We start from the raw sequence: 26,986 nt of genomic DNA on the forward strand, positions 1-26,986 counted from the left end.
TAAAAAGATAATAAAATTATATGAAAAATAATCATGAAAAAGGAATTAACTAAACAATGAGAATAAGGAAAAACCTGTTATTTAAATTTGCCTTAAAAATATAAAAATAGCAAGTATGAAAATCTAATAACTTTCTTACTTACTATTTTTGTTCAACTATAATAGTCTTTTGAAATGTGTTAGTTATTTACGTCAAAATGATACTTAACTAAAACTCCACCAAAGTATTGTTGATCATCATCTGATACAACTAGTATTGCTTCAAATAGATGTGTTTCAAGTTTGTCTTGATTAACTACACCCATATCTTCTATATCAGTTACCAGTAATCTATTTTCAAGTTCTGGTGCTTGTTTATAAATACTGTTTAATATTCCTTGTTCATTATTTGTTTTTACTTCAATAAAAGAATTGTCTTTAATTATTGAAGCTATATTAACCAGAAAACCAGGCATCTGTTCTTCTTTATAAATAGTTACATTTAAAACAACGCTTCCTTGATAATCAGAATTGTTTTCACTAATTGATAATTCTCATTGAGTATTTGAAAGATATTTTAAAATTAAATCTTCTATTTTTAATTCAGGGTAATCAAGAATTATTTTATTTAATATATTTGCTTGAATTATTTCTTCATTTTCTCGTAATAATATATGAGGATTAACAATAAGACTATTTAAATCCTGTTTTACATTTACATCAAAATAATATTTCACTGAAACTCCACCAAAGTATTGTTGATCATCATCTGATACAACTAGTATTGCTTCAAATAGATGTGTTTCAAGTTTGTCTTGATTAACTACACCCATATCTTCTATATCAGTTACCAGTAATCTATTTTCAAGTTCTGGTGCTTGTTTATAAATACTGTTTAATATTCCTTGTTCACTATTTGTTTTTACTTCAATAAAAGAATTGTCTTTAATTATTGAAGCTATATTAACCAGAAAACCAGGCATCTGTTCTTCTTTATAAATAGTTACATTTAAAACAACGCTTCCTTGATAAAATATTTCATTTTCCTCAATGGACAACTCTCAATGTGTTTCATTTATTTTTTCAAGATATAAATTCATAAAATTTAATTCTGGGTACATTTCTTTTATTCTTTTAATAATATTAGTTTCATTAATTTCATTTTCATCAAATAAAACAATGTCTGTGTTTACAAAAACTTGTTTCAACTCTTTTTTAATTGTTGGCAGTATTGGAATTTGTTCATTTATTATTATATTAAAGTATTTAATACCTTCAAAATATAAATCACTTTTATCAACATGCAATTCTCATACAGTTGTGGTGTATACTAATCTCAATTTACATTTTTTTAACTCTGGGTATGTTTTGCGTATCATGCTTAAGATATTTTCACCATTTATGTCCATTCAATATGGCAATTCAATGTAGTTATCTGTAAATATTGTTTCTATATTAGTTTTTACGATATTTACTATTGGCTTATTACTACAACTTACCGTTAAGCTAAAACTAAATCCTGTTAAAGATAAACAAGTTAATAAATGCAATAATTTTTTCATTTTTTTCCTTTGCGAGGTCTCCCTCACTTTAATTTTATGACTAGACAAAAGAAAAAATAATAGCCTTAGACTATTATTTTAAACATATAATTGCACTAAGCAATTCCCATAATAAATTAATTCTGATTCATCAACACTTATTGATCAAGTATTTTTATTAAATAAAATTGCTTTTAATTTTATATCAGCTAATTCAGGATACTTAGCCTTAATTAATTTAACTACTATTTTTTCATGGCTGTTTATTGTTTGTGATTTAAAAGTCTTATCTTGTATTACATCACTAATATCTTTTTTAATATAGATTTTTAATATAATGAAGCCATCATATTTTTCATTTTCTTCAATAACACTAATTATTCAACTTTCATTTTCTTTTTTACATAATAATTTTAGCTCTTTTACTTCAGGATTTAGTGTTTTAAAATTTTCGATTATTGATTGCTCATTTACTTCTGTTGTCTTTAAATACATTTCCTGTTGGAATTTATTAATATTATTCTTTTGAGTTATATCTAATTCAATAGTTCCCGTGTAAATATTTTCATCTATACTTGATAAATAATATTTCTCTTTTTTTATAACTGACAAATAGTTTCATTTAATTTCTAAATCTTGGTTAAGTGATTTTAATTCATTCAATATTATTTCTTCATGAATTTCAATAGCACTAGAAAATATAATTTTTGTCTTTATGTTTAACGAATCTAAATTCAAAGCAATTTCAACTTCTTCTGGCTTTTCATTTTGATTTTGATTTTGATTTTCATTTTTATGATTTGTTGTGCAACCAATAATATTTATAGCAGTAATTGCTGAAACGCTTAAACTTGATAAAAATAATAATAACTTTTTCATTTTGTTATCCTTTCTAAATTTCAAAATATTATTAAAGGATTTTATTCTAAAAAAACAGCACTTATAGTTACTGTTTTAAAAATATTATTATTTTTGTATTTATTCTCTAAGTACTTAATACAAGTTTTAAGTTGTTGATTCTCAAATTTTAACTCATTATTAAATTTGTAACAAATTCTTTAAACTCTTAAAAATTATATTTTAAGTTAAAATATTCTTGTTTTATAATTACTTTTTTTAATTTTTCTTCTTGTATCTGAAGTTAATGATCCTTTGTGGTAGTTAACTAAGTTTACATCTTCTCTAATAGCTGTTTTAGAATTATTTTTTGATTCTTCATAATAATCTAATCATGTCGATAGGTTAAATATTAATTTTATGTTATTTAGTTTATGTAACATGATAATGTTTTTGAACATTAACTTAAAGAGTTAATAAATCTTGAGGTTCTACTTCAAGACCCTCAATAAGTCTTTGAAAAACTTTAATTGTTATATTTCTTCTTCCTCTTTCAAAATCAGAAATATAGTTTTTTGAAATACCAGATCTAAAGCCTAATTCTTCTTGGGTTAAACCCTTATGAGATCTAATTTTTTTTAAATTTGCAGCTACTATAAAAAGTAGTGCATCTTCTTCATTATACTTTTTCATTTTTAAACTCTCCTTTAAGCCTTTTAATAATTTATTTTTAATTGCTTTCCATTAATTAAATAAACTATCCATAATTATTTTAATTTTTGTCAAATTACTATAATTATTTATGAAGATTCAATTAAACTAAAACTTTTATAGTAACTTTTATTTTTTATTAGATTTTTTCAATAAAAGTATATCTACCTAATGTTCTTCAGTCAAATACAAAAGTATTATTTCCAAATTTAATATCAATTAAGTTTGATGAAATTCCAAATTGAAGGGTTGCGTTATCTGAAGCAGTCATTGTTAAACCTTTCATTATTCTTGAACCATCATTTGCACTATAGTTTTCATCAGCAATGCTAGCTTGTCTTCTTGCATTCGGACGACTACCTGCATCTGAATATGTAAAGTTCATATATGTAATACCTGACATTTTTCCAATTAAGTTTTGTTCTTTAATTTGTTGAGCTTCAACTCCAGTATTTAAACTTAGTGCATTTGCAAAATTATTTGCGTTAATTGTTCCATTCATTGCGCCAGTTTCTTTTAAATAATCTCAAATATTAAAGTCTGTGCCATCTTGTTTTTTAACACCTGTTTCACCTGACATTTTAAATTTATTGTTTAATTGTGCATCAGATGCATTTGGTGATGCTCAAATATCACTTTCAGAAATTCCATAGAAATTATGGAATGTATTTAACATTTGTTCAATTCCTTTGTAGTAAGAACTAAAAATTTTTGATTGAGCTGAATCTGTTGTTTCAGATACAGCTGTTGCACTGTTGTCAATTGCAATAGAATATGTGAAACCAACATCACTTAATCTTTGTGTATACCCATTTGGTAAAGAAATAGTTAATCCTTTAATAGTCATTGTTTCACTTGAAACTGACATAGCTAATAAATTATCTGTATTTTCATTTTTTTCAACATTAGTTGATTTTTCTGTTCTTTTTGTATATTCACTTACGATTTTTGTATTATATGCACTTAATGAATTTTTTCATTGTCCATCAACTGCAGCATATAAAGTTTCATCTCCGTTTACTCTATTACCTTCCAATTGAATATTTCCAGTAGTTTTAACTTTTCCAAAGAAAGTATTTCATGCTTCTCAATTGTTATGATCATAATTAAGACTAATTTTTCCTATGTTATTAAAATGGTTTGTTTGTTCTTGTCTTATAATATCATTTTCATTGTAGTATTTAACATCAATAGCATTTACAACAGGTGTGCTGTTTGTGAAGTACTTAGTTTTTATAATAGAAGTCATAGATTTAGCAAGTTTTTCATTGTATTTAGTAATTGCTGATTTATATGCATCTGTATTAGCAGTTAATAAATCTTGTGTTGTTAAACTTGGTTCTAACGCTCTTAATGTTTCAAAGTCAACATAAACATTTGCATTTGCTTCTTTCAACATATCACCAGCTAATTCATTACTAATTTTGTTAATTGAAGCAATAATTTCACTATCATCTGAAATAGTAATAACAATTGTTCCTTTTACATTTTTTGTAACTGTTGCCTGTTCTGCATCTTTATATCTATAAGTTGAAGAGAAATTTAAATTTATACTTGAGATAAATCCTTCTTCATTACCAGTAGCTCCATAAGTCATTTCTGCATTTTCATAATCAAATTTAAGATCATCAATTCATTTTGAACCAAAACTTCCAATTAAAACACTATAAGTTGAAGTACTAATTGCATTTCTTAAATCTGCCATTGCTTTAGCTGGACTTAATAGTGATTCAACATTTGATGTTAAATCTTTTTGTTGTTTATCTGTTAAAACATCATAAAACTTAACTGTTTGCTCATCAGGGGTAGTTTCACCACCACCTGTACCTGTTGATGCTTGATCATAAATTGATTTTAAATTATCTTGTTGGAAAAAAATTAATCCATTTTTTGAAGCCTCTGTATCTAACAATGTTGATCTTGTTGCCATCGGAGATGAAACAATTGTTGAGAATTTAGATTGAACTTCACCTTCAAATTGTCTGATTAATTCTCTAATTGCTTCTTTTTCTTTTTCCTTATCCTTATCTTTGTCATCTCCATTACCATCTCCATTTGAACATGAAATAACAGCCATTGATGAAGTACCAACCACGGCAAAAGATGATAATATTAATAATAATTTTTTCATTTTCTTTTTTCCTTTTCTTTTTAATTCTGTTTTTAAAAAATAAATTTTTAGAAATCAAATTTTCTAAATTTGTATAAAGCAATTGAAAAACTCAATTTGCTTATTCTAATTAAAATAACCAAATAATATCAAGGTTTAACATAATTTAACTTAATATTTTTTAAAATAGACTTTTTCATTTTTAAATCTAAATCCATAATTACAGATTTCTACAAGTTAATATTCATAAAGTGAAACAACAAGATGTTGTTTAGTGATAAGTTACTTTATTTTCTGGATTAAGCTTGTATAAATGGGTTTATTTATCAGTTAGTCTATAAAATAAGAAAGCATAATAATAAAACTTATTTTCAAATTGAAGACACTGTTAAGATATTCATTAATTTCATTTATCTGAAACTTGAAAGTCTATTAATTTTTTATAATTTTTAATCTACTAATTTATAAATGCAACTGCGGCATAAAAGATAGTTTTTATATCTTATTAATAATCTAATCATGCAAATTACAAAATGCTTTAAAATTGCATAAGATTTAAAATTAACTTTACTTTTTTCATTTGACTTATTTAAAACATAGTCAATATTATAACTATTAACTTAAGGAGTTAATAAATCTTGGGGTTCTATTTCAAGACCCTCAATAAGTCTTTGAAAAACCTTAATTGTTATGTTTCTTCTTCCTCTCTCAAAGTCAGAAATATAATTTTTTGAAATACCAGATCTAAAGCCTAATTCTTCTTGAGTTAAACCCTTACGTGATCTAATCATTTTTAAATTAGTTGCGATAATTAAAATTAAAGCATTTTCTTCATTATACTTTTTCATTATTTTAGACTCTCCTTTAAACCTTTTAATGATTTAAATTTAATGGTCTTACGTGAAGGAACCATTTTTAATTCACCAGTTTTTATGTCTTTCATTGTTGTTTCATTAACCAAGATTGTTGAAAACTTAGCAAAATTATTAATTTTAACTTCTGAACCTTCTTCAATTAAATTACTTTCCATTAATTCAAATAATCTATCAACAATTATTTTAATTTTAACTTTTGTCAATTTACTATCATTGTTTATGAAAATTGAATCAATTAAATCTTTTTTAGTAACTTTATTTTTTCTTATTAAGGGCTTTTTTTGATTTATTTTACCTGCCTCAACCATATCAATATTTTCTGATTGTTTTTTTTCACTAATTTGAGTTGTACTATCTTTTTCCGTAATTTCAATTTCACTATTTTCTGAATAATCTTCTGAATTAAGAGTTTGATATTCTTTTTTTCTTAATTCATCACCTATTTTTTTCATAAATAAAATTAATTCTTTTTTAGTCATTTCCTCTAAAACTACTTCATCAACATCTATATTTTTTAAAATAGCGTATTTCTTAATTTTATAAGCATTCTTAACAAGCTCACTTAAATTTTCTTTGATTAAAACTGATCCATCAGTTTTTGCTCTTTGTTGTAGCAAAGTCATATCGCTATCACTTTCATTATTAAATTCTTCAAAAAATGTTTTGTCTTCTACATAATGAGGGTATAAATCAACATCAGAATTTTCAACTTCTAAAACCATTTCTGCTTCTTCTTTTTGTGCTTTAACTGAGTGATGAATTTTTTTAGTGCCTATTGTTTCAACATTTTTATTTTTTGCATTTTTTGTTTTAGATTTAATAATTAGAATAATTCAAGTAAGTACTAAAATAGGTAAAACGATTAGCAAAATAATATTAGATACATAATCAATTATATTTGGCAAACTTAAGTCTGTTGGGGGGATTATACCAATAGTTTTAAATGCTTCTAAAATATCTCTATTATTGACTATTGCATTTATTATTTTCATTGAAAAGAAAATAACCATTGTTATCAAAATAGCAAAAGTAAAACTTAATTTAATTACGTAACTTTTTGATTTTTTTAAAAAAATATTTTTTTGCTTTTTATTTTTTTCTTGTTTCTCCATTAGTATCCTTTCTTAATATAAAACCCTTCTTTTTAATTAAAGAAGGGTTCAAAGTTATTTTTGATAAACCATTTCTTATTATAAATTTATTCGATTTATAATATCTTCTAAATCATTAATCAATTTATTTAATTGAGAGTTAATCATTTCAGCGTCTGATATAGATACTCTAAACTCACCTAATTTAACTAAATTTTTATTAGAACTAATTTCACTAATTAAATTTTTATTTAATTGTTTTTTAAATTTGATTAGATCTTCTAAATTAGTTTCTATATCTTGGCCGCTAAAAAATTTTTTAATTTGTTCTGTCATAATCTTTTATCTTTCTATTTTAATCAACTATAGGAATTTCTTGAAGCATAACATTTAATGTTCTATTTGCAGCTTTATAAGTATCTTCTTTATCTTTAGTTAAAAATACAACATAATAGCTAATATTTTGAGTATTTTCAATTTTTTCCCTAGTCAATGCGTTACTTGAAGCAACAAAATCATTCAATGTTTTTGTTTCTCCTAAAACGCCATTAATACTATCATTTAAGTTTTCTTGAGTTTTGTCAAAGAATAAAATTTCATCAACTTTAAATAAACTTTCACTTGCATTTGAACCAAAGTTAAATGCAGTTGTATTTGTAAAATGTTGACCATTAACAAATTTATTTATTTTTTGATCCTTATCATCACCTGTATAAATATTTAAACTTTCTACAAATTGTTTTTGATGAGTTTTATTATCATCTTGATTTCATTCTTGAGTAATTTGTTGATTTATTAAGTATTCTTTTTGAATCTTATTTATGTTAGTAGTTGAATTGAATTGTATGAATTGTGGTTCAATTATTTTTTTATCTTTACTGGTTAAGACATGTCACTTTAAAGGGTCTGACTGTATTTTTAATATTTCAATATCTGTTTTTATTTTATTTTGTTCCTTTTGAATTACTTCTTCTGAAAATTCATAACCAGCACTTGCTTTTAAGTTAACACTTACTTGATTTGTTCAAAACTTTGAATCAATATTTGAGTTGTTTTCAATTATATCTAAATTGTTAACACTATCAATTGCAATTTGTTCATTTTCTAAAATTTCTTTTTGATTAATTAAAAGCTTATTTTTAAAATCATTATAATCGCTAAATTCTTGATTTTTAATTCAATTATTGATTTTTTCTGTAGACTGAGTTATAACATTGTCTTCTATAATAACTGAATCTACAATTGTTCCTTCACATGTAAATTTTTTATCCTCGTCAGTAACATCATCATCAAATTCGTAGTACTCAGAATCATTAGTTTTAATGCCAACTGTTCCACTTACTTTAAATTTTGTAAATTTTGGGATTGATGGATCAGTTGGTTGAGTTGATGATAGAATATCAACTGTTGCATCTTTAAATACTACGCCTTCAGCAGGAGTTCCTGGAATGTTTGCATTTGGCACAAATGTGCTTTTAACAACAGATTCACTTTTAAAGTGAACTGTATCTAAAAAGTTTTGTAACCCGATTATAGTTACTGCTAATTCAGCTTTGGTTATTTTTTTCTTAGGTGCTGGCTTATTTCCACCAAAATTATAAATTAAAGTTATTGAACCTGTATATTTATAGTTATTTTTTGAAGTTCCATTACCAATAAATTCAATACTTTGTTGTTTGTTGGTGATTGTCCCTTCTTCTATTTTTTCGCTAACTTTTACACTAATTCCGCCAGCTACATCAACCTTTTGATTAACAAGTTCTGTTTCCAATGCATCATTAGTTCAGGGTTCTTGATCGTTTTGTTTACTATGTAATATTGCAGTCAAAAATCTTTCAATTGAATCAATATTTTGTTTTTCTGTTTTAGTAGAACACGATACAACAATTGTGGATGCTGAACTTGTAACTACTAAACTTGATAGCGCTAATAATAATTTTTTCATTTTCAGCTTCTCCTCTTAGTTTTTATTTGTTAAATTCTTTCAATAAATGTATATGTACCTCATGCAACAATATCAAATCTTTTACCTTTTCCAAAAGAAACATCGAATAAGTCTGTTGAAATTCCAAAATTTAAACATGAATTATTACTTGTAGACATTGTTAAACCTTTCATCAACACTGTACCGTTATTTCCTGTGTAAGATGTATCTGCAATTGATGCTCTTCTTACATTTCTAAAGTTGTTTGTTTGAGAAGTTTTAGGTAAATCTGAGTAAGTAAAGTTAAAGTAAGTTATACCATTTGCTTTAGCAATCAAGTTTTGTTCTTTAATTTGTTGAACTTCAGGTGTTCCATCAACACTTGTATTTAAACTTAAAGCATCTGCAAAATTAGTTGGATTAATTATTTGTCCATTCATTGCTCCAGTTTCTTTTCAATAATCTCAAATATTGAAATCTGTGCCATCTTGTTTTTTAACACCTGTTTCACCTGACATTTTAAATTTATTTTTTTTCTGTTGTAATGTAGCATTTGGTGATGTTCAAATATCACTTTCAGAAATTCCATAGAAATTATGGAATGTATTTAACATTTGTTCAATTCCTCTGTAGTATGCACTAAATATTTTTGATGTTTCAGCTGAAGTTGTTTCAGAAACTGATGTTGCCTTATTATCAATTGCAATAGAATATGTGAAACCAACATCACTTAATCTTTGTGTATACCCATTTTGTAAAGAAATAGTTAAACCCTTGTTTGTAATTGTTTCACTTGAAATTGACATCGCTAATAAGTCAGAAGTTCTTTCATTTTCATTAATGTTTGAATTTTCAGTTCTTCTTTCATACTCACTTGTTAATTTTTTATTGTAATTTTCTAAAACTTCTTTTCATTGACTTTCAAGTGAGTTGTATAAAACTTCATCACCATTTACTCTATTGCCTTCTAGTTGCAATGCGTCAGTTGTTTTAACTTTACCAAAGAATGTATTTCATTCAGATCATGAAACTCCTTCATGTTCTGTACCATCATCAAATTCAACACTTATTTTCCCTGTGTTGTTAAAGTGATTTGTTAGTTCTTGTCTTATAATGTCATTTTCATTATAGTACCCAACTTGAATTGCGTTGACAACAGGTGAGTTAGGATTTGTAAAGTATTTATCTTTAACTATTTTTGTTAATGATTTAGCAAATTTTTCATTGTATTTAGTAATTGCTGATTTATATGCATCTGTATTAGCAGTTAATAAATCTTGTGTTGTTAAACTTGGTTCTAACGCTCTTAATGTTTCAAAGTCAACATAAACATTTGCATTTGCTTCTTTCAACATATCGCCAGCTAATTCATTACTAATTTTGTTAATTGAAGCAATGATTTCACTATTATCTGAAACAGTAATAACAATTGTCCCTTTTACAGCTTTTGTAACTGTAGCTTGCTCTGCATCTTTATATCTATAAGTTGAAGAGAAATTTAAATTAATACTTGAAATAAATCCTTCTCCAGTGTTACCTGTAGCACCATAAGTCATTTCAGCATTTTCATAATCAAATTTTAGATCATCAATTCATTTTGAACCAAAACTTCCAATTAAAACACTATAAGTTGAAGTACTAATTGCATTTCTTAAATCTGCCATTGCTTTAGATGGACTTAATAGTGATTCAACATTTGATGTTAAATCTTTTTGTTGTTTATCTGTTAAAACATCATAAAATTTAACTGCTTGCTCATCTGCAAATGCCGAAATTTCAGGGGTAGTTTCACCACCACCTGCACCAGTTGATGCTTGATCATAAATTGATTTTAAATTATCTTGTTGGAAAAAAATTAATCCATTTTTTGAAGCCTCTGTATCTAACAATGTTGATCTTGTTGTCATTGGTGTTGAAACAATTGTTGAGAATTTTGATTGAACTTCAGATTCAAATTGTCTGATTAATTGTCTGATTGCTTCTTTTTCTTTTTCTTTTTCTTTGTCATCTCCACCATTATCATCTCCATTTGAACATGAAATAACAGCCATTGATGATGAACCAACTACAGCAAATGATGACAATATTAATAATAATTTTTTCATTTTTGTGTTTTTTCCTTTTCTTTTTAATTCTGTTTTTAAAAAATAATTTTTTAGAAATCAAATTTTCTAAATTTATATAAAGCAATTGAAAAACTCAATATACTTATTCCAAATAAAATAACCAAATAATATCAAGGTTTAACATAATTTGATGTTGTATTTCCTTCAATCATATTAGTAGAAGTAAGTTTTATTTCGTATTCAGGATATCCTAAAAATAAATTCTTTTGATCTTCTAAATAAATCTTTGAGAAAGAATTAGGAGAAAATCAAATATCATTATTGTAGAATCCTAAGTTTTTGGTATAAACCATTCACAACCCACTATACAAGTTGAAATAGGATAGGCCACGCATCATGCTTCTGCCTTTGATGTAACTATTTCAGTCTCCTGAAGTTTTAGATACCGCATTTGAAGACATAATTATGTAATTACTTGAATATTTAATAAAATATTCTTCAATTACTCTAGCTGAGTACATTAAATTAAAGTTTAATTGTTTGTTGACTAGATCATTTGAATTTGTAAATCTAAATCCGTCATTTCGGATTCCTGCAACTGAATATTCATAGAATGAAACAACATCTTGTTTTTTCAATGCATAAGTTACTTTATTTTCTTCTATTTCTTCCTCAGTTGGATTAAGTTTCTCTAAATAACTTTTTTCTATTCCTGAGTCTAAAAATAAGAAATCATAAAATAAATCATATTTTTCAAATTGAAGAGCATTGTTAAAGTATTTATTAATTTCATTTGTGAAACTTCTAAATTCTACTAGAATATTTTTTGTATTTTGATCTACAGTTTTATTAATTAGTTCATCTAATTCTTCGTTTGTTATAAAAGCATCTTTTAAAGTTATTTGAATATTAAATTTATCATTAATTTTTCAAGTATCAGGAACAGATGTATCTCTAAGGGGTTTTGAGAATAAATCTAAATTCGTTTCTGTTATAACAATTGGATTAGGATTTATAAGTCCTAAATCTTTTCACATTTGCATTCTATAATTTATATTTGTTGTGTTATGAAATTGATCTGTAACCATTTCTTTTGAGAGGAAATAATTGTAAACATATTTAGATAAATGGGGATATTTAATATTTCCTTGATTCACATGATCATATAAGCTGTAAGCATCATATATATCATTTAATTGAAAAATGTCGCCGTTTGTAAATTGTACATAATAACTTTTTTCATTTGCTTTTACAAAAGACATGGGGATATTTGCTATAAATGATAATGCTAGTAACAATGTACAAATAATTGTAGTAGTTTGTAACGTAAATATAAAAATTAAAAATGTAATAAAGTTAACTAAAAAGAATGTAGCAAGTAAAGAATATATAACATACATTGACGTCATTCTAAGTATGAATACATCATAATGAAACAATGTAAATGTTGCGTAAAATATATTTATAACAACAAAGCTCATTAAAATATTTACAGCACAAATTAAAATAATTAATAAATATTGAGCTATAAAGAACTTTGTTCTGCTTACTTGATTAGTTAAAACAATATATGTTGTTTTATCTTCAAAATTCTTACTAAAGAAAAATTGAATCATTCTTAAAATAAATACAAACATTAAACAACAAACAAAAAATAATATATAAAAGTTAAATATTACAACTTGTGAACTTCCTGATTTTACAAAAGCTAATACAATTCCAATTAAAATTGAAATAACAATAGTTGCTAAGTTTAAAATATAAAATAATTTTTCTTTCAGCAAACTTTTGAAACTAAATTTCATTAATTTAATGAAAGGGATTCTCCTATATTTGATAAGTTTTTCTTTTATAAAATTTTGTAAAGGATTTGTCTTCTTTTTTTCATAATTTTCTTCTACCATAGTACCTTCACCTCCTTTCAATGTAGCTCACTAAATTAATTTGAATCAATTAGTGTTCTTTCAAACCAATAAAATTTTTCTGATTTAATTACAAAACTTAAATTTAAAAACGATAAATTAAAATCGACTGAAAGGTTACTTGAATCTTCTTTAAATTTTTTGAAAATAAGTTTATTATTAGTCATTTCAATTATTGGAATATTTTGCAATTCTTCACTATTGTTAAATTGAAAATGAAATGATGAAGTATTTGTTTTATTTAAAAAACTTTGACGTTCTGATTCTGCTGAATAAGTTAAACTCTTATTGTTAAGCAAACTTAGCTGAGCATTAATATCAGAAATACTCTTGTCATTAGTTTTTACTGCTCTAGAGTACAAAATATTTGCGTTTTTTAAATTAATTAATTCTTGATTGTCTGATAAAGACGTTCATGTTGTTTTGCTTGTTCCATAAGTTTCTTGAAAAACTTGCAGAGCACTCATTGTGTTTTGATAAATTGCTTTAAAAATTGGATCTTGACCTGCTGAAATTATTTTTGTTTCAACTATTTCGTTTTCATTATTTAAATAACTATCATTAAGATTATTAGCTGATATTCCTACGTAATATGAAATCGGATTAATTGGATGATAATAATTAAATTCATCAAAATATAAACAAAAGTTGTTTAAAGTTATTTCTCCGTAGTTAACTATGGAATCAGAATTAATACCAAGTTCTTTATTAAATTTAGTTTGAAAATCACTTACTCATGTTTTGTATTCTTTATTTAAGTGAGCATAAATATCTTGATTCCCTTTTACAAATTTATTTTCTAAAACAATTTGGTCATCTGTTATTAGTTCACTGAAAACTGTTTTAAATAAGTTTATATTATTTGTATTTGTTGTCGAAACTGTATCATCAAGTATTAATTGCTTAGAACCATATTTATTTTCACGTGGATTAAAATTATTAATTCTGTTAATAGATTTAAAATTTTTGAATCTATTTTCGTCTTTAAAAGTAAAATTATAGCTTTGAGTTGGATTAGATGAATTAGTATTATGTTTAGAAATATAATTTAATAAACTTTTTTCAAATTTATCAAATTTAAAAAGATTTTCAAAATCACTATTCGATAAATTAAACAATCTTGCATAATCATTTATTCTAAGGTCATACGCATCAAATCACGTTCACTCAAATTTGTCTTTAATAAGATTTTCTCTTAGCTCACTAGTTGAAAATTTTAAATTTTCAATTATGTCATCTTGATTACAAATTGTAATGACTATATCTTCTTGATATTTATTTTTAATTACATTGCTATTGATGTCAGTATATTGGTAAGTAAAAACTAAATCTAAATTAACATTTGCTATATAATTTTTATTTTCGTTATCAAAACTTAGATACCCAAAATCTATATTGCTAAAATCATAAGATAATCCTTCAAATCATTTTTGATTTTCATTTTTAAATTCTAGAATACTTGAGTAAAAATTTAATTCAGGTTTCATTGAATTTAAAATTGTTTCTTCTATTTTGCTGTTTTTTGTGATTTTGTTTAAATCATTAGTCAGAGCATCTTTTTCTCTTTGAGATAAAAGATCATAATTTGAGGTTACATTTTGATTTTGTTTACGCAAATTTATTTCTTGTAAATTAGACTGAGTAAAAAAGTCAAAATTTTCATGTTGTTGCATTGCTTGATCAATATAAATTAGTTCATTTTGCTTTTCAGCTAACGCATTATGAAATTTTGTTTCAACTTCTTTCTCGAAAGATTCACCAAGAACATAGTAGTTATATATTGGTTTATATTCTTGTTTATCATCTTTTGGCTTTTGCCCACAAGCAGTAGTTACTAAACCAAAACCTATAACAAATGTAGAAGCAATTGGTAATATTTTTTTTAACATTTTATTGGGGGGATTTATTTGTTAAATTTTTGCATCATCAATACTTCGTTTAATTTGTTTTTTTCTTCTTGGATTTCACGTCTAATTCTTTCAAGTTCTAAAACATTTTCGCGTTGTTTCATTTCACTATCAAATTTAGCTAATTTTTGATTTAATTCTTTTTCAAAAATCATTTCTTTTCTTAATTGTTCAAAATATTCTTTTTCTTTATTTAAGTCAGATTTAATTTTTTCTAACTCTTGATCTTTTAATAAAGTCAGATTTTGTTGATGTCACATTGATTGTTGCATATTATAATCAATGTTATTATGTCAACCATGTTGAGCACCTACATATTTTTTAGTATTTTGTTGTTCATTCATCTCGTATTTTAGTTTCTCTAATTCCTCTTTTAATTTTGAGATTTCAAGATTGTATTCTTTAATATTTGATGAACCTTCATTAATCAAGTTAACTTTTGTATCTATATTGCTTTGAAGTGTGTTGATTTCCCTATATTGAGACTCTAGTTGTTTTTGTCTTGATTTAGTTGAAATATCTTCAGCTTCAATTTTGGCTAATACTGCACTTTGTGTTTCTTTTAATCTTCTCAATTCTTCTTCAAGTTCGGTTTTTGATTGATTAATTTCACTTGATTCAATTTGAATTTGTGACATGAATTCTTTTAATTCAGAAATACTATTTTTAATTGATTCTTTTTCTGCAGAAGCTGTCTTATTAAATTCATCGTGATATTCTTTGAATTCTTTAATTTTTTCTAAGTATTCAGCTTTTGATTCTTGAATAATTTGTGTTTCAGCACTAATGCTTTCAACATATGATTTTAAATCTATAAGTTTATTTGTAAACTCAGCTTTGATTGAATCAATTTCTTCATATTCTGCAATTGTTGCTACAGCAATATCTTCTTGTAATTTTTTTAATTCATCAAGTTTTTCATTTAACTCAAGTTTTTTCATTTCAACTTCTTCATGTTCTAAATCAACTTGTGTTAAGAATTCGTCTCTGTTTTGTTTTAAAGCATTTAAGTCTTTATCCAATGCATCTCTTGAGTTATTAATTTCATCATTTTCAATTTGAATTTGAGTTAAATAACTCTTGAAATCTTTAATTTCGTCTTGAATAATTTCTCTTTGAGCAGCAACCAAGTCTTTAAATTGATTTTCAAATTCTTTAAACTCATTCATTTTTGATTCAATTTCAGAAGTTAATGAATTTTCAGATTCAATCTTAACTTTTTCAATATAAGATTTTAAATCTTCAAGCTTATTTGAGAACTCATCTTTCACTAAATCAATTTGTTGGTATTCATTTGCTGAAGTTAAACTAATTTCTTCTTGCAATGCTTTCAATTCATCAATTTTAATTTGTAAATCTGTTTTCTTAAATTCTAAATCTTGAGTTTCAGCTTCTGTTTGTTCTAAAAGCACTTTTAAACTAGTTGCTTGATCTTCAAATGTTGTTTTTACTTGATGAATAATTTCTGATTCTAGTTTAATTTTTGCAAAGTAATCTTTTAAATCATCAATGTTTAAATCAATTTCAGTTTTTTGTTCAGTTACAATTTTGTTTATTTCTGATTTTAAATTTTTAAGTTCTTGCACTTTGTCAAAAAAATCATTTTTAATTGTATTTATTTCTGAAGCTGTTAAAACATTTTCGCCAACATAGCTTGGATCATTTAAGACTAATGTTTCATGAGTTTTAGCTGATGTCTCAGATAAATCATCGCCTATTAATACAAGGTCATTTGATAAACCAACTTTTATTTCATCTTCGCCTAAATTTAAAATGTTTTTATATTTATCTTCTATTTTATTTAAGAATTCCAATGCTTTACCTAAATCAACAGATTTATTTGAGCTATCAATTACGAATTCCTTTAATGGTTCGTATTTTGGTTTATGTGGTTTTTCTTTATCTTCTAAAGCTTTTGAAATAGCATCCATATTTATAGCTTGTGCTACAACATCTTTTGGTTGCAAATGATTTTTTTCTAAAATAGCTAAAGCGTCGTTAAAAGTTTGATGCTCGTTTAAACCGATAACTAATGAGTTTGTACTTAAATCAAATTTAAATGTCAAAATATTATGTTGATTTAAGAGTTTTTCAACTTCTGCTAACACAACATCTTTTTCAAATGAAACATTTATTTTTTTGTATAAGTTTAATTCAGATTTTGATCCAGAAAATAATAATTTACCTTTTTCTAAAATTACAAAATTTTCAATTATGTTATAAACTTCATCGATATTATGAACTGTTAGTATAATTGTGCTGTTAAATTCTTCTTTGAATTCTTTTAGTATTTTGTAAGATTGCCCTCTTCATTTAGAATCTAAGTTTGCACCTGGCTCATCTAAAATAAGAATTTCTGGTTCTTTAATAAAACATAAAATTAAATTCATACGGTTTTTCATTCCTCATGAAAATGCATTTAAAGGTTTATCTTTAGATGTTCATAAGTCGAATTTTTTTAATCAGTATTCAATTCTTGATCTAACTAATGATTTGTCTAAACCCATAACATTACACATATTGTATAAAAAGTCATAAGCTGTAATTGAATATAATGAAAAATCCATTTGAGAATAAAACCCAACATTAGAGTTATTTTCAATTGAACTACTTTTTTTACGTTCTTTACCATTAATATAGATATTTCCATCATAATTTAGAGTAGCTCCAAGTAATGAATTTAAAAATACACTTTTACCTGATCCACTACTTCCAAGTAATGCTGTAACTTTTCCTTTTTCTATATTAAAAGAAAATGGACCTATATTTATATCTTTAAATTTTTTATGAAAATGGTCTACCATCACAGCATTATTGTTAGAGTTTTCTAAAATAATGCGTTTTGATTTTAAAATATTTTTTTCCATTTTGTTTCTCCTATATCATTTAAATAATTTGTTTGATTTGATTTTTAAACTTCATTTTTCAAACCATGAGTTAATTGTCACAAAAAAAAAAAAAAAACAAGTCTTTCACGAATTTTGTTAAAAAAACACTTAAATTGTTAATCAGCCAATAAGTTTAAAAAGCAAAAAAAGAAAGCAAAAAATGCCTTCTTTTAAGATTATTTATTATATTTTTACTAAATATTTTATCATTTTCAACTAGCTAATTTTTCTGTGTCGCAAATTGCAACGTATGGTAAATTTCTTAACTTTTCTTGATAATCTAAACCATAACCAATTACGAAATGTTTTTCTATTGAATAACATACTCAATCAGGTTGTATATCTACTTTTCTTTCAGTTGGTTTATCTAACATTGTTAATATTTTGACTGAGTTAGCGCCTTTGTTAAGCAAGTACTTTCTAACATAATCTAAAGTAATACCAGATTCAATAATATCTTCAACTATTAAAATATCACGATCTTTAACTGATGAATTAACGTCTAAATTAATTTTAGGTTCTCCATTACTTTTTGTTCCACCAAGATATGAACTTATAACCATAAAGTCCATTTCTAAGTCTGCTTCATAGTTCATACAAAATGTTTGATAAAAAGGAACACATCCTTTTAACAAGCCTATAACTAGTAAAGTGTTTTCACTATCTGAAGTTTTTTCATAATAGGCTTTAACTTCTTTTGCTACTTCCTTTGTTCTTTGTTCTATTTGTTTATCTGTAAATAAAATTTCTTTAGCTAATGGATGTTGTTTCATGGCTCTCCTAATAATGTTTATAAAAAAATAATACCCATATTTGATTTGTTAATCAATAGGTATTAATAAATTTATTTATTAATTTGTTCTAAATATGTTTCTAAAATCAATTGTGCAGCTAAAGTATCTTTGTTTTCTTTTTGTTTTTGACGTGATAAACCTGCTTCAATCATTATTGATTTTGCCATCTTAGTGGTTCTTCTTTCATCTATTCTAACGATTTGATCCTTTTTTATATCTGGGTTATAAACTAAGAATCCTTCAATGAAATAATCAACCATTTCTGCTCTTTCACCTATTGAACCGTTCATATTTTTTGGATAACCAAAAACAAAAGTATCATAGTTTTTATCTTTAATGAATTCTGTTAATAAATTGACACCCTCTTCAAAATTTCATTCTTCAAATTTCAAAGTAATTTCTTTTTTAGCTACGTTACCAGTGGAAGATGCCAATCCAACAGTTTTACTTCCAATATCAAGCCCTAAAATATTACTCATAGTCTCCTCCAAGTTTTTTATTTAGCATTTTTAAAAATACATTTTCAAATATTAAAAATCAAGTGATTGCCATAATACAAGCAAATGATATATCTGATAAAAAGTGCTTTGCTAAAACCATTCTTGAGCTACCTACTAAACCAGCAAACATAAACGCAACCAATATAACACCATAATAATATAAGCTATCTTTTTTAAATAATAATGCTAATCCTAAAATAGTAATTGAACTTGTTACGTGTCCAGAAGGAAATGATTTATTTTTACCAAATCCATAAACATAAGTAATATTTCATCATTCGCGGTACGGAACTTCTCCATTAATAACTGATTTAATGGGTCTTGGTCTTGAGAAAATGTTTTTTAAAAGTTCTGTTGTCAAAAAAATTGCAATTACATAAATAATAACTAGCCCCACTTTTCATAAAAAGTTTGTTTGTTCTGTGAAATTTGGATTTAATTTATAAAATATACTTGTTGCTATAAAAAATATTCAGAATATAAAAGTATTAAATATGTCTACACTAACTTCATTTGTATGCTTGTCTTTATTAGACATTAAAGGAGCAAATAAATAAAATGCAATTCCAGCATAGATCAAAGTTAAGTAAATTATTTTAAATATGAAAAGTTGCACTGATCAGTCTTTTCTTTTATCTGTTAAGTATATAAATATTCCCATAACACAAAAATTAACAGGAATAAGAAATGTTAATTGCCCAAATTTATCAAATGCGTAACCAAATCATGACTTTTCTCGATAAATTTTTTCTGCTATTTGAGCATCCAAAAAAGTTCCTACCATAAAGATGGTAAACAATGTTATTCCTATTAATAAAAAAGCATATAAGTACGGTTTTTTAAGTATTTGTTTGTCTTTTAGTAGTTTCATACATTTAATTATACTTAATTTATTCCTTTTTTAACTTAACAAATGTTAAAATATAAATCCAAAGAGGTATTTATATGAATTATGATAATTTATTAGAAATTGTTAAAAAAGAAGTTTATGAAAGGGAATTTAAAACTGAAAAAGTAACAGCTGGTGCTGTTGCTTCAATATTAGTAACAAAAGATAATAATATTTACACAGGAGTTTGTGTTGTCATGGATTGTGCGTTAGGAACATGTGCTGAAAGATCTGCCGCATTTCAAATGATTAAAAATAATGAAACCGAAATTAGAACAATTTTAACTATAGGCAGAAATGGTTATATCTATCCACCATGTGGGGCATGTTTAGAATTGGTTAAGTTAATAAATCCTAATAACAAAAATACACAATTTTATATTTCAAAAGATCAAACATTGAATTTAAATGAATTAATGATTAAAAACTGACAAGATAAAGAAAAAATGGAAAAATATTAATTCCATTTTTTTTAATATAAAAAAACTAAGCTTTAAGCTTAGTTTGAATAATTATTTAAAATTATTTATTAATTTTTAAGTTATAGAATGTTGCATATCCATCGTAGATAGCATCTTCACCTAATTGGTCTTCGATTTGTAATAATCTGTTGTATTTTGCAATTCTATCTGAACGTGACATTGATCCTGTTTTGATTTGACCTGCGTTAAATGCTACAGCTAAGTCAGCGATTGTTGCGTCTTCTGTTTCTCCTGAACGGTGTGAAACAACTGCAGTTCAACCAGCTTTTTGAGTCATAGTAATAGCTTCAACAGTTTCTGATAAAGTTCCAATTTGGTTTAATTTAATTAAAGTTGAGTTAGCAGCATCTTTGCTGATTCCTTCTTTAATAAATCTTGGGTTTGTTGTAAATAAGTCATCTCCAACGATTTGAACTCTGTCTCCAATTTTTTCAGTTAATTGAACGAATCCATCTCAGTCTTTTTCACTTAATCCATCTTCGATTGAAATAATTGGGTAGTTGTTTACTAATTTTTCTAAGTAAGCAATCATTTCTTCTGTAGTGAATGCTCATTCTTGACCAGTAACTTTTTCAATTTTTTTGAAGTGGTATTTTTTGTCTTCAAAGTATAATTCTGATGAAGCACAGTCCATTGCGATCATGATTCCATCTTTACCAACTTTGTAACCAGCTTTTGTAATAGCTTCAACTAATAAGTCTAATGCAATTTCAGCAGGTGTTTTAGCTTTAAATGAAGCTAAGTCTTGTTTAGCATATGCTCATGAGAAGTGAGGTGCAAATCCACCTTCGTCTCCAACAGCAGTAATATCACCTTTATCATGTAATAATGATTTTAATGCTTGGAAAGTTTCTGATGATCATCTTAATGCTTCTTTGAAAGTTGGTGCTCCAACTGGCATAATCATGAATTCTTGGAAATCGATTGCTGAATCAGCGTGTTCTCCACCATTAATAACGTTTAACATTGGAACAGGTAAACGTTTTGCTTGAACTCCACCAATGTATCTGTATAAAGGAACTTCTAATTCACTTGCTGCTGCGTGAGCTGCAGCTAATGAAACAGCTAACATACCGTTTGCTCCTAATTTTTTCTTAAATTCAGTTCCATCTAATTTAATCATTACTCTGTCTAAACCTAATTGGTCTTGAACATCGTGTCCAATTAAAGCTGGTGCAATTTTATCATTTACGTTTGCAACTGCTTTTAAAACACCTTTTCCGTTGTAACGTGCTTTATCTCCATCTCTTAGTTCTAAAGCTTCGTTTTCTCCAGTTGATGCTCCTGATGGTGCTTTAGCAATTCCATATCCACCAAATTCAGTTCATAATTCAACTTCAACAGTTGGAGTACCACGTGAGTCTAATACTTCACGTGCAATAATTTTCTCAATTCTTGACATATAATTTCCTCTCTTTATTTAAATTATGTATTTAACTCCTATATTATATTCTCTTTTTAAAAAAAATTAAATAGAAATTATTGCTTAAAATGTGATATCATTTAAAAGTTATATAAAAGGAGAATAAAATGTCAAATCAAAAAATTATTAACATTGCGGTTATTGCTCACGTTGATGCAGGTAAATCAACATTAGTTGATGCACTTTTAAAACAAGGTGGAGCTTTTAGAGATAACCAAGAAGTTGTAGAACAAATCATGGATTCAAACGATCAAGAAAGAGAACGTGGGATTACCATTTATTCAAAAAACTGTGCTATTGAGTACAAAGGAACTAAAATTAACATCGTGGATACTCCAGGTCATGCTGACTTCTCAAGTGAAGTTGAACGTATTATGAAAACTGTTGATACTGTTATTTTATTAGTTGATTCAAGTGAAGGACCAATGCCTCAAACACGTTTTGTTTTATCTAAAGCATTAGAATTAGGATTGAACCCAATCTTAATGATTAATAAAATTGATAAAAAAGATCAAAGAGCTGAAGAAGTTGTTGAAGAAGTATTAGAGTTATTCATGGAATTGGATGCAACTGATGAACAATTAGAATTTAAAACATTATATGGTATTGCTCGTGAAGGGATTGCTCAATTAAACTTAAATGATAAAGGAACTGATCTTTCACCTATGTTTGATACTATTATTGAACAAGTTGGAACATACCCAATTGAATTAGCTGAAAAACCATTAAAAATGCAAGTTAGTTCATTAGCTTATGATTCATTTATTGGAAGATTAGGAATTGGAAGAATCTTTGAAGGTAAAATTGCTGAAGGTCAAACAGTTAGTGTTGTTAAAAATGATGGTGAAGTTAAACAAGCCAAAATTTCTAAATTAACAGTTTACCAAGGATTAAATAAAGTTGCTGTTAAAGAAGCATTTGCTGGAGATATTATTACATTCGCTGGTATTGAACATATTTCAATTGGAGATACTATTAATGAATTAAATAATATTAATCCAATGGAACCAATTACAATTGAAGAACCTACAATGAGTATGAACTTCTTAGTTAACACTTCTCCTTTTGCTGGTAAAGTTGGTAAATTTGTTACTTCAAGAAACATTAAAGAACGTTTAGAAAAAGAATTAGAAGTAAACGTTGGTTTAAAAGTTGAACCATTAGATAACCCAACTATTGAAGGATTCAAAGTTTTAGGACGTGGAGAACTTCACTTATCTGTTTTAATTGAACAAATGAGAAGAGAAGGTTTTGAATTAGCTATTTCTAAACCTGAGGTAATTTTTAGAAAAGGTGATAATGGAACATTATTAGAACCTATGGAAAAAGTTATCTTAAACATTCCTACTGAATATTCAGGAACTGTTATTAATAAATTAAACCAACGTAAAGGTTTAATGACAGATATGGATTCTGATGGAGTTAGAGATAAAATTGTTTACAACATCCCATTAAGAGCTTTAATTGGATTTAGAAGTGAATTTACTAATGATACTCATGGTGAAGGAATCATGGTTAGAAGTTCAAATGGATTTGAACCATACAAAGGTGAAATTGAATCACGTAAAAACGGAGTTCTTATTTCAATGGCTTCAGGTAAAACATTACCTTACGCTTTAAATAACTTAGAAGAACGTGGAATTTTATTTGTAGGACCTCAAGTTGAAGTTTATGATGGAATGATCGTTGGACAACACTCAAGAGATAATGACTTAGAAGTTAACCCAACAACTGGTAAAAAATTAACTAACACTCGTGCTAGTGGTAGTGATGACTCAGTTAAATTAACTCCACCTAAATTAATGACTTTAGAAGAAGCATTAGAATACATCGAATGAGATGAATTAGTTGAAGTTACACCAGATGATATTCGTTTAAGAAAAAGATGATTATCAAATACTGAAAGACGTCAACACAGAAACGATAATAAAAAAGTTTTTGATTAAAATAAAATGAAAACACGCTTATTTAATAGCGTGTTTTCATTTTTCAATTTTTTTAGGTTTCCTTGCATTTTATATTTTATATTCATCAATGAAGAATATAAAATATTTTTTTCCAAATTCATTAATAAAAGAAATATGTAATTTTTCTTTTTCATCAAAATAAAATTCAATATCTTTTTCAGGGTTTGATAATTGAATTCTTTTTCAATCATTAATAAGAATGTTTAATTCATTTTTTGCTTCTGATTTAGAATTAAACAAGTTTAAATTTTGCGAATTAAAAATAGTGTTTTCATATAAAAATTCTTTTCTTATTTCATCTGTTATTTTTAAACTTATGTATGTTTTTTCTTTATCATTTAAGACATCTTTTATTTTTATAACATACTTCATATTAGTTATTTCCTTTTTCTATTCTATCAAATTCACTTATATAAATATTTTTTGTTTCATTACAAAATTTTATAATTATGTCTTTTGCAATTCTATCCTCTGCAGAAATTTTTTCTTGTTTAATAAAATTGCAATCAATAAAGAAATCATGATTAAATTTACCATTTTCATTTAATGACTTTATTTCATTAATAATATCATAATTTTTACAATCTTCTTTAATCTTTATAATTATTGCATTATATAGATCTACAAGATCATTTTCAGTAGGATTCATTATATCTAGTTTATATTCCGTTCCACTTATGAAAAAAGAAATTATGTGCATATTAAATTTTATTTTAACTTTGTTCATTATAATATTCCTCTCTAGAGTAAAACTCTTTTTCCCCACCTTCCATCATATCTAGTAATTCTGGTGCAGCTTTTATTTTTACTTCAGTGTTATCTAAATCTCTTAAATAACCATTTTGTTTATTTCCAAAGTATGTTTTATAAATATTTTGATCTGGTTCATATTTTCTAACTATTATATTTCTTGGCTGGGTATTAATTGCTAAATTTGCATTATGTGTAGCTATAAAAATAGGTTTGTTCCTAATGTCTAATTCAATTATTTTATCTAAAATTATTTCATTTGTTGTTTTTGAATCTAAAAATACTTCTGGTTCGTCTAGGAAATAAGCTTCTCTTTCTTCTTCCAAATATGATGATATTGTTAATAATTTTCGCTGACCTGAAGATAATTGACCGGTAAGTATATTATTATTTATTTTAAAGTAAGTTTTAAAAACGTATAATTCTTTTTTTTCAATTGTTGGCTTTAATTTTAATAGCTCTTTTAAGGAGTCATTCATATGTTTATAAAAAAGATTAGAAAAAGAACTCGAATATATTTCATTGTATATTTTAGTTAGATATTCATTTATACTTAGCGAGTTTCTTTTATCAGAAAAATTACTATTTGGAATTGCTTTATATCCTTTTGTATCATATAAATCATTTTTTAAAAACTCAATATTAATATAAACACTTTCGCTTCTGCTTAATCTACCTAATTTTTCTTTATATTCAAAAGTTGATGGAAGATCCAAAATTATTCGTAACTCATTTCTAATTCTTTCTTTTTCTGAATAATATTTTCTTAAATTAATAGCTGACGGATTTGTTTTTTCACCTTTATTTTTTTTAATTGCTGATTGAGCTGCTTTTCTAATTTCAGATAAAAATAAGCTTCGTTTTCTTATTGTTTGTTTACTTGTTATTTCAAAAAGAAGAGCATCATTAATATAATTGAAAATTTCATTCAAAGATTTGTTAAAATCTTTTATATATTTAAATTTTAAAAATTCCGGACTTTCTAAAACTTTTTTAAAATATTTTTCAGAGTTATTTTTTCAATCATTTAAATTAGAAATTTTTAAATTAATTTTATTTATTTCTTCATTAAAATTTTTTTCATTTTTCTCAATTTCTGCTTCTATTTCTTCATTAAAAGTTAAATTATTTCAACCATTAAAATTTTGTGAGCCTTCATTTTCATAATATTCTTTAATTTCAATTATTTTACTCAATATTTCATTGCCTTCAAATAATTTTTTATTTAACGTTTCATCTTCAACATATTTTGATATTTCATGAAATTTTACTTCTTCTAAATTAAATTGATTTATTGCATTTTTTACATGAGATTCTTTTATTTCATTAAAATTTGTTTCCGGTTTTCCTCCATAAAACATAGAAATATTAGTATTATTTAAATCATTATAGGCATTTAATGCAGCTTTAAGTAAAATTGATTTTCCTGTTCCATATTTTCCAGAAATAATATTTATACCATCAACAAAGTTTAAATTAATATTATCTATAAACACTCCTTCATCTGTTTTTAAATTTAAGTCCAATTCAAAACTTTTCATAGGTTCTAAATTTTTAACAACTTTTTTACAAAAGTTTATATACTCCATTATATTGCAAAATTCCATATTTATATCGTATGATTCAACATTTTTATATTCAATATTAGAGGAATCATGTGAATCAGAACCCACTGTATATGACAATTTATTAATTCTAAATATTTCTTGTGTTTTTTCATTATTTTTAAAAGAAGAATTTCCCAATTCAAATTTATAATAACGCCCTTTTTTCGAAAATATATTTTTTAAATTCTCTAAATTTTCATTAGTCATTATTTTTTTATTATTATTTTGTTTACTAGAAGTTGGTAATAAACCAATTACAGAAATATCATATTTATCCAAAAATCATTCTAAATCATTTATTGTTAATCCCAAAAATGATTCTGCATCATGCCCATTTAAAATTTCAACAATCATGTCAGAAAATTCTTTTGTTTTATTGCTATCTGCTATTATATTAAAATTAAATATATCGAATAACTTATTATTTTTTTCTTTATTATTATCATTCAAATTAATCTCAATTGGATTTTCTTTTGGTATTTTTATATCTAATTCAACTCCTGGTAAAAATAATATCTCTTCAGGCTTATACATTTCCATTTTTCTAAAATGCTTTAAATCAAAGTAATTATGATTAGTAATACCTATAACTCTTACATTATTTTTTTTAGCATTACTAAAAAAAATAGAAAAGTCTTGTTCACCAAGATTTCTTTTTTTTGATTCACCTTTTTTTGTAGCAATTGTATGACAATGTAAGTCTATTTTCATAGGGCCTCCTTA

General features: G+C 25.4%; 22 protein-coding genes. 2 read left to right on the top strand and 20 right to left on the bottom strand.

Annotated elements, in window-relative coordinates:
* Positions 1 to 179 precede the first annotated feature (179 nt).
* From MCOLE_RS03700 to MCOLE_RS02505, 16 genes are all read right to left on the bottom strand, one after another.
* Positions 180 to 1,541 (bottom strand): hypothetical protein, encoded by a 1,362-nt coding sequence (locus tag MCOLE_RS03700; protein WP_167373852.1) that lies wholly within the window; start codon positions 1,539 to 1,541, stop codon positions 180 to 182.
* Positions 1,542 to 1,619: 78 nt separating this feature from the next.
* Positions 1,620 to 2,399, bottom strand: coding sequence for a hypothetical protein (locus MCOLE_RS02435; protein WP_100671135.1), 780 nt, complete (start codon positions 2,397 to 2,399; stop codon positions 1,620 to 1,622).
* Positions 2,400 to 2,605: 206 nt separating this feature from the next.
* Positions 2,606 to 2,800 carry a hypothetical protein gene (locus MCOLE_RS02440; protein ID WP_157844807.1) on the bottom strand — a complete coding sequence of 65 codons (195 nt, stop codon included), beginning with the start codon at positions 2,798 to 2,800 and terminating at the stop codon, positions 2,606 to 2,608.
* Positions 2,801 to 2,822: 22 nt separating this feature from the next.
* Entirely contained in the window at positions 2,823 to 3,050 is a 228-nt protein-coding gene (locus MCOLE_RS02445) for a helix-turn-helix domain-containing protein (RefSeq protein ID WP_100671139.1), read from the bottom strand.
* A 157-nt stretch (positions 3,051 to 3,207) separates the two neighbouring features.
* Positions 3,208 to 5,199 carry a hypothetical protein gene (locus MCOLE_RS02450; protein WP_100671141.1) on the bottom strand — a complete coding sequence of 664 codons (1,992 nt, stop codon included), beginning with the start codon at positions 5,197 to 5,199 and terminating at the stop codon, positions 3,208 to 3,210.
* 599 nt (positions 5,200 to 5,798) lie between these two features.
* Positions 5,799 to 6,026: a helix-turn-helix domain-containing protein gene (locus MCOLE_RS02455; RefSeq protein ID WP_100671143.1), complete on the bottom strand. Its 228-nt coding sequence runs from the start codon at positions 6,024 to 6,026 to the stop codon at positions 5,799 to 5,801.
* Positions 6,026 to 7,165, bottom strand: a complete 1,140-nt coding sequence (locus MCOLE_RS02460) for an HU family DNA-binding protein (protein ID WP_100671145.1) — start codon at positions 7,163 to 7,165, stop codon at positions 6,026 to 6,028. Before MCOLE_RS02460 ends, MCOLE_RS02455 begins: the two co-directional genes overlap by 1 nt.
* A gap of 78 nt (positions 7,166 to 7,243) precedes the next feature.
* On the bottom strand, positions 7,244 to 7,480 hold the full coding sequence (locus MCOLE_RS02465; protein WP_100671147.1) for a hypothetical protein: 237 nt from the start codon (positions 7,478 to 7,480) through the stop codon (positions 7,244 to 7,246).
* A 19-nt stretch (positions 7,481 to 7,499) separates the two neighbouring features.
* A complete protein-coding gene (locus MCOLE_RS02470; protein WP_100671149.1) occupies positions 7,500 to 9,089 on the bottom strand; it encodes a hypothetical protein in 1,590 nt (529 codons plus the stop codon).
* A gap of 29 nt (positions 9,090 to 9,118) precedes the next feature.
* Complete coding sequence (locus MCOLE_RS02475) at positions 9,119 to 11,173, bottom strand: hypothetical protein (RefSeq protein WP_100671151.1); 2,055 nt, start codon at positions 11,171 to 11,173, stop codon at positions 9,119 to 9,121.
* A 50-nt stretch (positions 11,174 to 11,223) separates the two neighbouring features.
* Positions 11,224 to 13,038 (bottom strand): MFS transporter, encoded by a 1,815-nt coding sequence (locus MCOLE_RS03750; protein WP_100671153.1) that lies wholly within the window; start codon positions 13,036 to 13,038, stop codon positions 11,224 to 11,226.
* 35 nt (positions 13,039 to 13,073) lie between these two features.
* Entirely contained in the window at positions 13,074 to 14,945 is a 1,872-nt protein-coding gene (locus MCOLE_RS02485) for a hypothetical protein (protein ID WP_100671155.1), read from the bottom strand.
* Between the two features lie 14 nt (positions 14,946 to 14,959).
* Positions 14,960 to 17,830, bottom strand: a complete 2,871-nt coding sequence (locus MCOLE_RS02490) for an ATP-binding cassette domain-containing protein (protein WP_100671157.1) — start codon at positions 17,828 to 17,830, stop codon at positions 14,960 to 14,962.
* A gap of 224 nt (positions 17,831 to 18,054) precedes the next feature.
* The gene (gene hpt / locus MCOLE_RS02495) at positions 18,055 to 18,624 is read right to left on the bottom strand and encodes a hypoxanthine phosphoribosyltransferase (RefSeq protein ID WP_100671159.1); all 570 of its coding nucleotides are present in this window, start codon (positions 18,622 to 18,624) and stop codon (positions 18,055 to 18,057) included.
* A gap of 71 nt (positions 18,625 to 18,695) precedes the next feature.
* Complete coding sequence (gene ruvX, locus MCOLE_RS02500) at positions 18,696 to 19,124, bottom strand: Holliday junction resolvase RuvX (protein WP_100671161.1); 429 nt, start codon at positions 19,122 to 19,124, stop codon at positions 18,696 to 18,698.
* Entirely contained in the window at positions 19,117 to 20,016 is a 900-nt protein-coding gene (locus MCOLE_RS02505; RefSeq protein WP_100671163.1) for a phosphatase PAP2 family protein, read from the bottom strand. Before MCOLE_RS02505 ends, ruvX begins: the two co-directional genes overlap by 8 nt.
* Before the next feature lie 74 nt (positions 20,017 to 20,090).
* Between MCOLE_RS02505 and MCOLE_RS02510 the strand changes: the two genes are divergently transcribed.
* Entirely contained in the window at positions 20,091 to 20,495 is a 405-nt protein-coding gene (locus tag MCOLE_RS02510) for a cytidine deaminase family protein (RefSeq protein ID WP_100671165.1), read from the top strand.
* A 61-nt stretch (positions 20,496 to 20,556) separates the two neighbouring features.
* Here the strand turns inward: MCOLE_RS02510 and eno are convergent, their stop codons facing one another.
* Positions 20,557 to 21,918 (bottom strand): phosphopyruvate hydratase, encoded by a 1,362-nt coding sequence (gene eno / locus MCOLE_RS02515; RefSeq protein WP_011183366.1) that lies wholly within the window; start codon positions 21,916 to 21,918, stop codon positions 20,557 to 20,559.
* 128 nt (positions 21,919 to 22,046) lie between these two features.
* Between eno and typA the strand changes: the two genes are divergently transcribed.
* Entirely contained in the window at positions 22,047 to 23,885 is a 1,839-nt protein-coding gene (typA, locus tag MCOLE_RS02520) for a translational GTPase TypA (RefSeq protein ID WP_100671167.1), read from the top strand.
* 69 nt (positions 23,886 to 23,954) lie between these two features.
* On the opposite strand, the gene MCOLE_RS02525 is transcribed toward typA, so the two are convergent.
* Genes MCOLE_RS02525 through MCOLE_RS02535 form a run of 3 tightly spaced genes read right to left on the bottom strand, consistent with a single transcriptional unit; the run spans position 23,955 to position 26,974 of the window.
* Positions 23,955 to 24,278: a hypothetical protein gene (locus tag MCOLE_RS02525; RefSeq protein WP_100671169.1), complete on the bottom strand. Its 324-nt coding sequence runs from the start codon at positions 24,276 to 24,278 to the stop codon at positions 23,955 to 23,957.
* A gap of 1 nt (position 24,279) precedes the next feature.
* Complete coding sequence (locus MCOLE_RS02530; protein WP_100671171.1) at positions 24,280 to 24,633, bottom strand: hypothetical protein; 354 nt, start codon at positions 24,631 to 24,633, stop codon at positions 24,280 to 24,282.
* Complete coding sequence (locus MCOLE_RS02535) at positions 24,620 to 26,974, bottom strand: hypothetical protein (protein WP_100671173.1); 2,355 nt, start codon at positions 26,972 to 26,974, stop codon at positions 24,620 to 24,622. Before MCOLE_RS02535 ends, MCOLE_RS02530 begins: the two co-directional genes overlap by 14 nt.
* Positions 26,975 to 26,986 lie beyond the last annotated feature (12 nt).

The organism is Mesoplasma coleopterae (assembly GCF_002804245.1).
Lineage (GTDB): Bacteria > Bacillota_I > Bacilli_A > Mycoplasmatales > Mycoplasmataceae > Mesoplasma > Mesoplasma coleopterae.